This window comes from Streptomyces sp. NPDC058469, from assembly GCF_042721125.1.
GTDB lineage: Bacteria > Actinomycetota > Actinomycetes > Streptomycetales > Streptomycetaceae > Streptomyces.
Genome location: NZ_JBHXME010000267.1, coordinates 1 through 8,790 on the forward strand (window position 1 = coordinate 1; position 8,790 = coordinate 8,790).

General features: G+C 69.5%; 10 protein-coding genes. 7 read left to right on the forward strand and 3 right to left on the reverse strand.

The genetic code is table 11. The annotated features are described in order from the left end of the window. Together ACFWP5_RS50540 and ACFWP5_RS50545 are read right to left on the reverse strand one after the other, a co-directional pair. The coding region (locus ACFWP5_RS50540) for an aspartate/glutamate racemase family protein (RefSeq protein WP_384173573.1) at positions 1-729 on the reverse strand (729 nt) is incomplete at its 3' end. Then, complete coding sequence (locus tag ACFWP5_RS50545) at positions 726-1,511, reverse strand: decarboxylase (RefSeq protein ID WP_384173576.1); 786 nt, start codon at positions 1,509-1,511, stop codon at positions 726-728. The genes ACFWP5_RS50540 and ACFWP5_RS50545, both read right to left, overlap by 4 nt. A 158-nt stretch (positions 1,512-1,669) precedes the next feature. Here ACFWP5_RS50545 and ACFWP5_RS50550 point away from each other — a divergent pair, with 158 nt between their 5' ends. Together ACFWP5_RS50550 and ACFWP5_RS50555 are read left to right on the forward strand one after the other, a co-directional pair. After that, positions 1,670-2,632, forward strand: coding sequence for a D-2-hydroxyacid dehydrogenase (locus ACFWP5_RS50550; RefSeq protein ID WP_384173579.1), 963 nt, complete (start codon positions 1,670-1,672; stop codon positions 2,630-2,632). 22 nt (positions 2,633-2,654) lie between these two features. Next, entirely contained in the window at positions 2,655-4,058 is a 1,404-nt protein-coding gene (locus ACFWP5_RS50555; protein WP_384173582.1) for an amidase, read from the forward strand. Here ACFWP5_RS50555 and ACFWP5_RS50560 read toward each other — a convergent pair. Beyond that, the gene (locus ACFWP5_RS50560; protein WP_384173584.1) at positions 4,039-4,533 is read right to left on the reverse strand and encodes a DUF3830 family protein; all 495 of its coding nucleotides are present in this window, start codon (positions 4,531-4,533) and stop codon (positions 4,039-4,041) included. The genes ACFWP5_RS50555 and ACFWP5_RS50560 overlap by 20 nt on opposite strands. Positions 4,534-4,580: 47 nt before the next feature. On the opposite strand from ACFWP5_RS50560, the gene ehuB reads away from it, so the two are divergent. The 5 genes from ehuB (at position 4,581) to ACFWP5_RS50585 (ending at position 8,627) form a co-directional block, all read left to right on the forward strand. Then, positions 4,581-5,498, forward strand: a complete 918-nt coding sequence (gene ehuB, locus ACFWP5_RS50565; RefSeq protein ID WP_384173587.1) for an ectoine/hydroxyectoine ABC transporter substrate-binding protein EhuB — start codon at positions 4,581-4,583, stop codon at positions 5,496-5,498. Further along, a complete protein-coding gene (gene ehuC, locus ACFWP5_RS50570; RefSeq protein WP_384173590.1) occupies positions 5,495-6,211 on the forward strand; it encodes an ectoine/hydroxyectoine ABC transporter permease subunit EhuC in 717 nt (238 codons plus the stop codon). Before ehuB ends, ehuC begins: the two co-directional genes overlap by 4 nt. Next, positions 6,211-6,861 carry an ectoine/hydroxyectoine ABC transporter permease subunit EhuD gene (gene ehuD, locus ACFWP5_RS50575; RefSeq protein WP_384173593.1) on the forward strand — a complete coding sequence of 217 codons (651 nt, stop codon included), beginning with the start codon at positions 6,211-6,213 and terminating at the stop codon, positions 6,859-6,861. Before ehuC ends, ehuD begins: the two co-directional genes overlap by 1 nt. Beyond that, positions 6,851-7,648 (forward strand): ectoine/hydroxyectoine ABC transporter ATP-binding protein EhuA, encoded by a 798-nt coding sequence (gene ehuA, locus ACFWP5_RS50580; protein ID WP_384173596.1) that lies wholly within the window; start codon positions 6,851-6,853, stop codon positions 7,646-7,648. The genes ehuD and ehuA overlap by 11 nt, the downstream gene beginning before the upstream one ends. A 220-nt stretch (positions 7,649-7,868) precedes the next feature. Continuing rightward, on the forward strand, positions 7,869-8,627 hold the full coding sequence (locus ACFWP5_RS50585) for an IclR family transcriptional regulator (protein WP_384173599.1): 759 nt from the start codon (positions 7,869-7,871) through the stop codon (positions 8,625-8,627). Positions 8,628-8,790 lie beyond the last annotated feature (163 nt).

An 8,790-nucleotide genomic window follows, 5' to 3' on the forward strand; every position in this document is an offset into this window, starting at 1 on the left:
AGCCTGCACGAGCGGCTCCTTGGTGAACAGGACGCCCAGATCAGGTGCGTTGACCTTGCGGTCCGCCAGTCGTAGGGCCTCCCAGACCGTGACCTGGTTGGCGGTGAGGACCGGCTTGCCGAGTTCCTTCTCCAGGTCGGGGATGTGGGCGGCCGTGTGCAGGGCCGTGTCCGGTAGGAGGATCGCCTCGATATTCGGGGCGTCCACCGCCCGGGCGAGCGCGAGCACCTCGTCGTAGCCCCAGGTGCCGACCTCGGCGGCCGTGATGATGCCGGAGGCGCGCACCACGGCCGGTTCCACTCCCCCGGCCCGCAGGAAGTCCGCGAACAGCCCGGCCACGTCGTCCGGATACGTCGCCCCTACGGCCACCCGCCGCACCCCCAGCTCCTGCGCCGCGTGCACGAAGGCGAAGGACGTCGACGACGCCGGCAGGCCCGCCGCCCGGGCCAGGGCGCGGATCTGCTCGTGGGCGCCCTCCCAGCCGTAGACGAAGCTGCCGCTGGTGCAGGCCCAGACGACCGCCTCGGCGCCCGACATGCGGAGTTGTTCGACGCCCGCCGTGAGGCGCTCGGGGGAGCCCATCTCCAGGAGCGCGTCCACGCGGTGTGCGTCCTCGCCGATGTCCGTGTGGACCACGTCGAGGCGGACATCGCTGCCGAGGAGCTGCTCAATGCGCGGGTAGTCGTCCTCGGCGGAGTGGCCCGGGTAGAGGAATCCGAGTGCGGTCATGACCAGCCTTCCTGGTGTTCTTCCGGCAGTACCGGCCCCTGGCGGCGCGCGGACTCGTCCAGCAGCGCCTGATAGGGGCCCACGGCACGGGTACCCAGTCGGCGCAGGGCTGCCCACATCGTGACCTGGTTGGCCGATATGACCGGCATGCGCAGCTCCGCCTCCAGCTGGGGGATCACGTCGTACGTCGGAAGGTTGGTGCAGCTGATGAAGAGTGCGTCGGCCGCGCCCCCGACGGCCTGGCGGGCCATGTCGACGACGTCCCGGTACGGCACCTTCCAGATGTGCCGGGTCAGGCCCATGAACGCGCGGCCGGTGACCTCGACGCCAGCCTCGGCGAGGTACTCCTCCAGGGACTGGGTGACTGACACGGTGTACGGCGTGACCAGGGCTATCCGGCTGGCGCCCAGCTCGGTCAGGGCGGCCAGCAGGGCGCCCGAGGTGGTCAGGGACGGCACCTCGCCGGCCCGGGTCATCGCCTCGCACATCGCGCGCTCCCCGGCGATCCCGCCGACGAAGCTCCCCGAGGTGCAGGCGTACGCGACGACCTCGGGGGCGACCGCGTTCAGCGTGCGGACCGCGTCGTGGAGCGTCTCGTGTTCGCTGACGAGTCGCGCCAGGTCGAGGCTCACCTCGACGGGCACGAACGGCGTCCGCGTGAGGTGCAGCGAGATGTCGTCGGGGACCCAGCGCCACAACTCGCGGTCCAGCGCGAAGTCGAAGGGGGCGACGACACCGACACCGCGCTGCGGGCGGGGTCCGCCCAGGAAGGAAACATGCATGACTACACCGGCCTCACCAAGAGAAACGGGGTGACAACGGTCCGTGCGGGCGTCCGTGTTGACGAAGGTAGGTTCGAGTGCGAGCGTGGTCAATCCGCGCATGTCAGACGGCCGCGCCCTGTGCTTCCCGCTGTGCTTCCCGCGAGAAACGGCTCCGCATGACCGCAACTCCCGCCGCCCTGCCCACCCTTCTCGTCCTGGACGCCGACCCGTTGCCCCGGCTCGGCAGGCTCACCGGCCGGGTGCGCGTCGAGCACGCCGACGCGTCGACGCTCGCTGATCGACTGCCGTCCGCCGACGTCCTGTTGGTGTGGGACTTCGCCTCGCACGCGGTGCGCTCCGCCTGGCCGGGCGAGGGTCCGCGACCGCGCTGGGTGCACACGGCCAGCGCGGGTGTGGACCACCTGATGTGTCCCGAACTCGCCGACTCCGACACGGTGGTGACGAACGCGCGGGGCGTCTTCGACCAGCCGATCGCCGAGTACGTCGCCGCCCTGGTCCTCGCGATGGCCAAGGACCTGCCGAGGACGCTGGACCTCCAGCGGGAGCGGACCTGGCGGCACCGCGAGGCGCAGCGGGTGGCCGGAACCCGCGCCTGCGTGGTCGGCTCCGGGCCGATCGGGCGGGCGATCGTCCGTACGCTCAAGGCACTTGGCGTGACGACCGCGCTCGTCGGCCGCACCCCGCGCACCGGTATCCACGGCCCCGGGGAACTCGACCGGCTGATGGCCCGCGCCGACTGGGTGATCTCGGCGGCACCGCTCACCGACGAGACGCACGGCATGTTCGACGCCCGCCGGTTCGGCTGCATGCAGCCCTCGGCGCGCTTCATCAACGTGGGCCGGGGCCAACTCGTCGTGGAGAGCGCGCTCGCCGAGGCGTTGACCAAGTACTGGATCGCGGGCGCCGCGCTGGACGTCTTCGAGGCCGAACCCCTCACCCGCGAGAGCCCGTTGTGGCAGGTCCCGGGGCTGATCATCTCCCCGCACATGAGCGGCGACACGGTCGGCTGGCGGGACGAACTCGGCACGCAGTTCGTGGCGGCGTACGAGAGATGGGAGGCGGGCAAGCCGCTGCCGAACGTGGTCGACAAGAAGCGTGGGTACGTACCGGGGCACTGAACTCCCCACTCTGGAGGGCCGGATGACGACCGAACTCACCGAGCTGACCGCCGTGGAACTCCTGGACGGCTACCGCAGAGGGGAGTTCAGCCCCGTCGAGGCGACCCGCGCGACCCTGGATCGGGCCGAGGAGATCCAGCCCGCCGTGAACGCGTTCGTACGGCTCGACGCGGAAGGCGCGTTGGCGCGGGCGGCCGAATCGGCGGAACGCTGGCGGCGCGGGGAGCCGGCCGGACTCCTCGACGGGGTGCCGGTCACCGTGAAGGACATCCTGCTCCAGCGCGGTACTCCGACCCTGCGCGGCTCCAAGACCATTGCGGAGCAGGGCAGTTGGGACGAGGACGCGCCCTCGGTGGCCCGACTCCGCGAACACGGCGCGGTGTTCATCGGCAAGACGACGACCCCGGAGTTCGGCTGGAAGGGCGTGACGGACTCCCCGCTGTCCGGGATCACCCGCAACCCGCACGACCCCTCGCGCACGGCGGGCGGTTCGAGCGGGGGCGCCGCGGCGGCCGTGGCCCTGGGCGCGGGCCCGCTGGCCCTCGGCACGGACGGCGGCGGCAGCGTCCGTATCCCCGCCTCCTTCTGCGGCATCTTCGGGCTGAAGCCGACGTACGGCAGGGTGCCGCTGTACCCGGCGAGCGCGTTCGGCACACTGTCGCACGTCGGCCCGATGACGCGGGACGCGGCGGACGCGGCGCTGCTGCTGGACGTGATCGGCGTCCCGGACGCCCGCGACTGGTCGGCCCTGGACCGCCCGCCGGGCTCCTTCAGCGAAGGGCTCGCGAACGGTGTGCGGGGCCTGCGGATCGCGTACTCCCCGTCCCTCGGCGGCCAGGTCGCGGTGCGTCCGGCGGTCGCGGCGGCGGTACGACGGGGCGTGGAGCGGCTGGCCGCCCTCGGCGCGTACGTCGAGGAGACCGACCCCGACTTCAGCGACCCGGTGGACGCCTTCCACACCCTGTGGTTCAGCGGCGCGGCCCGGGTCACCCAGAAACTCTCGCCGCGCCAGCGGGAGTTGCTCGATCCGGGGCTGCGGGAGATCTGCGTGACGGCGGCGGGTTTCTCGGCGCTGGACTACCTGGCGGCGGTGGACGTCCGGATGGAGCTCGGCCGCAGGATGGGCCTGTTCCACGAGCGCTACGACCTCCTCGTCACGCCGACGCTCCCGATCACCGCGTTCGAGGCGGGAGTTGAGGTCCCGAAGGGTTCGGGGCACCACCGCTGGACGGGCTGGACCCCGTTCACGTACCCCTTCAACCTGACCCAGCAGCCCGCCGCCACCGTCCCGGTCGGGAACGACGGCGACGGGCTGCCGGTCGGACTGCAGATCGTGGGGGCGCGGCACCGGGACGATCTGGTGCTGCGAGCGGCGCACGCACTGTTCGGCGCCGGGGTTTCCGGTGTCAGGCCCGCCGGAAGCTGAGGCTCTCCCCCGCCGCCCCCGACCGCCACAGGTCGTTGCAGGCCTCCGCCATCTCGTCCAGGCCCTCGACCACCTGGCCCCAGACGATGCCGGGCACCCAGCCCACATCGCCGTTGAGGAGGAGGTTGTTGCGTTCGTAGAACAGGGCCAGGTCGACGACCGTCGTGCCGGCGCGGACCTCGCGGTCGTAGCCGTAGGCCTTCGTGCCGAGTTCCGTGCCGGCGAAGGCGAAATAGCAGAGATCGCCCGGTATGGGGGTGACTGTGGGGTTTTCCAGCGGGGGTTCCGTTTCTGCGAATGGCGGGAAAAGGGCGTAGATCTCGTTGCGGGCGTACTTGGCGTGGTAGACGTCGCCCACGAGCGGGAGTGCGTCCCAGATCGCCGCGCAGGTGAGCGGGGCGCGTTCCACCAGCAGTTTTGCCCGGCAGTGGACGTTCCGCTTTGCGAGTGAGACCTCGATGAAGTGATCCGTCATGTCTTCCAGGGTGCATAACCCTGGAGCGGTCGGGTAGCTGCGCGCCCATGGCTCCACCAATTGGGAACGACAGACACACATCCGGTCACACGCCGGGTCACACCCGTCGGGCACTGCTCGCCGGGGTGGCGGCGGCGGGTGCGCTGGGCGCGGCCGGCTGCAGTCGTGTGGCCACCGCGTCGAGCACGAGCGGCGGTGATCTGCTCGAGCGGCTGAAGGCGCAGGGCGTCGTACGGCTGGGGATATCGGGTGAGATCCCGTTCGGGTACATCGACAAGGACGGACAGCTGACCGGCGAGGCACCGGCGCTGGCGAAGGTCATCTTCCAGCGGCTCGGCGTCGACAGGATGCAGCCCGTGCCCACCGAGTTCGGCTCGCTCATTCCGGGGCTGAACTCACAGCAGCTCGACGTCGTGGCCGCCGGCATGTACGTGACTCCTGAACGCTGTCAGCAGGTCATCTTCGCCGACCCGGACTACCAGGTGCTCGACTCGTTCGTCGTCCGCAAGGGCAATCCGAAGGGTCTGCACAACTACAAGGACGTCGTCACGAAGAAGGCGAAGTTCGCCACCGGCACCGGGTACGCCCAGATCCAGCACGCCGTCGACGCCGGGTACAAGCAGAGCGACATCCTGATCGTCCCGGACCAGGTCGCCGGGCTGAACGCCGTGGAGGCGGGGCGCGTCGACGTCTTCGCCGGTACCGCGCTCACCACGCGCGCGGTCGTGAAGAAGTCCGCCAAGGCGGAGTCGACCACGCCCTTCGCCCCGCTCGTCGACGGCAAACCACGTATCGACGGGGGCGCCTTCGCGTTCCGGCCGACCGAGACCAGGCTGCGCGACGCCTTCAACGTCGAGCTGCACAAGCTCAAGAAGAGCGGGGAGTTGTTCCGGATCCTGCGGCCCTTCGGGTTCAGCAAGGCCGAGATGACGAACCTCACCGCGAAGGAGCTCTGCGGCGGATGACCTCAGGACTCTGGGAACTCGTCCTCAAGGGAGTCTGGACCACCGTCCAACTCCTCGTCCTCAGCGCGCTGTTGGCGACCGCCGTGTCGTTCGTCGTCGGCATCGCCCGTACTCACCGGCTGTGGATCGTGCGCTTCCTCGCCGGCTGCTACACCGAGGTGTTCCGCGGCACCTCCGCCCTCGTCATGATCTTCTGGGTGTTCTTCGTCCTGCCGGTCGCCTTCGGCTGGCAGCTGGTACCGATGTGGGCGGCCACGCTCGCGCTCGGGCTGACGTACGGGGCGTACGGCACGGAGATCGTGCGCGGGGCACTGAACGCGGTCGACCCGGCGCAGCAGGAGAGCGGTGTCGCGCTCAGCTTCACGCCCTGGCAGCGGATGCGGCTGATCCTGCTGCCGCAGGCGGTGCCGGAGATGATCCCGACCTTCTGCAACCTGCTGATCGAGCTGCTCAAGGGCACCGCGCTGGTGTCGGTCATGGGCATGGGCGATCTGACCTTCAGCGCCAACCTGGTGCGGCTCGCGCTGCAGCAGAGCGCGGAGATCTACACGTACATCCTGCTGATCTACTTCGTGATCGCCTTCGCCCTCACCCGGCTGATGCGCGGACTGGAGAAGAAGCTGAAGGCGGGGATCGGCAAGGAAGCCGGTACCGACAAGGCCGCGCGTGAACTGAAGCGCGCCCAGACCACAGGGATCGGAGCTCAGGCCTGATGAAGTGGGACTGGAACGCCGTGAGCGACTTCATGCCGTACTTCTGGGACGGCCTGAAAGTCACCCTGCAGATCCTGCTCCTCGGGTCGCTGATGTCGTTCGTACTGGGGCTGGTGTGGGCGCTGCTGATGCGGACGCCGACGCGCTGGGTCCGCTGGCCGGTCGGGATCGTCACCGAGTTCGTGCGGGACACCCCGCTGCTGGTGCAACTGTTCTTCCTGTTCTACGTGTTGCCGGAGTGGGGGCTGACCTTCTCCGCGCTGACCACCGGTGTCTTCGCGATCGGGCTGCACTACTCGACGTACACGATGCAGGTCTACCGCGCGGGCATCGAGGCGGTGCCCGTCGGCCAGTGGGAGGCGGCGACCGCGCTGAACCTGCCGGTGCGCCGGACCTGGACGGCCGTGATCCTGCCGCAGGCGATCCGCCGGGTGATCCCGGCCCTCGGCAACTACGTGATCGCGATGCTCAAGGACACCCCGATCCTGATGGTGATCACCGTGCTGGAGCTGATGGGACAGGCCCGGCTCTTCTCCCAGGAGCACTACCAGTTCACCGAGCCCATCACCGTGATCGGTGTGGCCTTCATCCTCATCTCCTATCCCGCCTCCCTGCTGATCCGAGCCCTGGAGCGACGCCTTGTCCGCTGACACGCCCCTGACGAAAGACCTCGACTCCAACGCCAACCCCCCGGTGGACGGCAGCGAGTTGATCCGCCTGGACCACGTCACCAAGCGCTTCGGGTCCAACACCGTGCTCGACGACCTCGACTTCTCCGTCGAGTCCGGCAAGCACGTCACGCTGATCGGTCCGTCCGGGTCGGGCAAGACCACGATCCTGCGGCTGCTGATGACCCTGACCAAGCCGGACGAGGGCACGATCACCGTCGACGGGGAGCAGCTCTTCCCCGCGCCCGAGAAGCAGCTCCGGGAGATCCGCAAGAAGATCGGGATGGTGTTCCAGCAGTTCAACCTGTTCCCGAACATGACCGTGCTGCGCAATGTCACCGAGGCGCCGGTCACCGTCCTCGGCCTGCCCAAGGACGAGGCGGAGGCGCGCGCCCTGGAGTTGCTCGACCTGGTCGGCCTCGCCGACAAGGCCGGCGCCCGCCCGACCCAGCTCTCCGGCGGCCAGCAGCAGCGCGTCGCGATCGCGCGGGCGCTGGCGATGCGGCCGCAGGTGCTGCTGCTGGACGAGGTGACCTCCGCGCTCGACCCGGAACTGGTCGCGGGTGTGCTCGACGTGCTGCGGGACATCGCCCGCACCACGGACATCACCATGCTCTGTGTGACCCACGAGATGAATTTCGCCCGGGACATTTCCGACCAGGTCCTGATGTTCGACTCGGGCAAGGTCATCGAATCGGGCCCGCCGGAGCAGATCTTCGGCGATCCGGAACACCAGCGGACCCGGGAATTCCTCGGCGCCATTCTTTGACATTTATTCAATTACGGCAAGTGAGCAATCGAACACCCAAGGTCCACGCCACGTGGCATGACTTTGGCATATGCCAAAAGGTTCGCACCGCAGTTGGGAGGGCGTAAGGAGGGCCACAATCTCGCCAACAGCCGCACCACTTCGGCCGTTTGACAGCTATCGTGGAGGGGATTCGCTGTCCGGTATCACGGCCCAAAAAGCGAGCGCAGGGAGAAACACCGTGGCGCTGATGCACGAGCCGACCGCTCCCTACCACTCGGTACAGGACGCACTGCGCATCCTGGAGACAGTCGCCGGGCACTCCACCGGTGTCACGGACACCGAACTCGCCCGCAGCACCGGCCTCGGCGTCGAGCGCCTGACGACACTGCTGCGGACCCTGCGCCGCGAGGGCTACGTCGAGCAGCTCACCGACGGCGCCTACGTCACCGGCGAGGCCCTGAGCCGGCTCGGCTCGGCGGCCGGCCGGGAGCAGGCGGTGCGCGAGCAGATCCAGCGGACCCTCGACCGGCTGCGCGACTGCCTGGGCGCGGCGGTCTACGTCAGCCGGTACGTCGACGGCGAGGTCACGATCACCCAGTACGCGGCCGGCCCCACCACCCCGGCGGTCAACGAGTGGGTCGACTTCCGGGTCTCCGCGCACGCGACCGCGCTCGGCAAGAGCCTGCTGGGCCAGCTCGACCACAACGGCCGGCGCGACCACCTCTCCCGGCACAAGATGGCCCGCCTCACCTCACGCACCATCACCAGCGACCGGCTGCTGCTCGCCCGTCTGGAGACCCAGCCGCCGACCGTCCCCCACCTCGACCTCCAGGAGTACGCGGTGGGCACGGTCTGCGCGGCGGTCCCGATCACGGCCGGCGCCTCGGTGGGCTGCCTGGCCCTCTCCCTCCCGGTCGAGCACGCCCACCGCCTCCGCGAGGCGGCGGACACGCTGAACCGCGAAGCGGGACCGGTGCTGCTCTCCCTCGCCATCTAGCGCGCGTCGGCCTGGTCCGGAGCACCCCTCCGGACCAGGTAGTATTTTCTCGTCGCCCTCCGCGAGACTCAGATCCAGCGGGAGGCGTGAGACATGCGCCGCTAGCTCAGTTGGTTAGAGCAGCTGACTCTTAATCAGCGGGTCCGGGGTTCGAGTCCCTGGC

Coding starts and splice junctions, on each gene's coding strand:
- ACFWP5_RS50560 (WP_384173584.1), bottom strand. CDS start 4,533: ATGACGGATCACTTCATCGAGGTCTCACTCGCAAAGCGGAACGTCCAC.
- ehuB (WP_384173587.1), top strand. CDS start 4,581: ATGGCTCCACCAATTGGGAACGACAGACACACATCCGGTCACACGCCG.
- ACFWP5_RS50545 (WP_384173576.1), bottom strand. CDS start 1,511: ATGCATGTTTCCTTCCTGGGCGGACCCCGCCCGCAGCGCGGTGTCGGT.
- ACFWP5_RS50550 (WP_384173579.1), top strand. CDS start 1,670: ATGACCGCAACTCCCGCCGCCCTGCCCACCCTTCTCGTCCTGGACGCC.
- ehuC (WP_384173590.1), top strand. CDS start 5,495: ATGACCTCAGGACTCTGGGAACTCGTCCTCAAGGGAGTCTGGACCACC.
- ACFWP5_RS50555 (WP_384173582.1), top strand. CDS start 2,655: ATGACGACCGAACTCACCGAGCTGACCGCCGTGGAACTCCTGGACGGC.
- ehuD (WP_384173593.1), top strand. CDS start 6,211: ATGAAGTGGGACTGGAACGCCGTGAGCGACTTCATGCCGTACTTCTGG.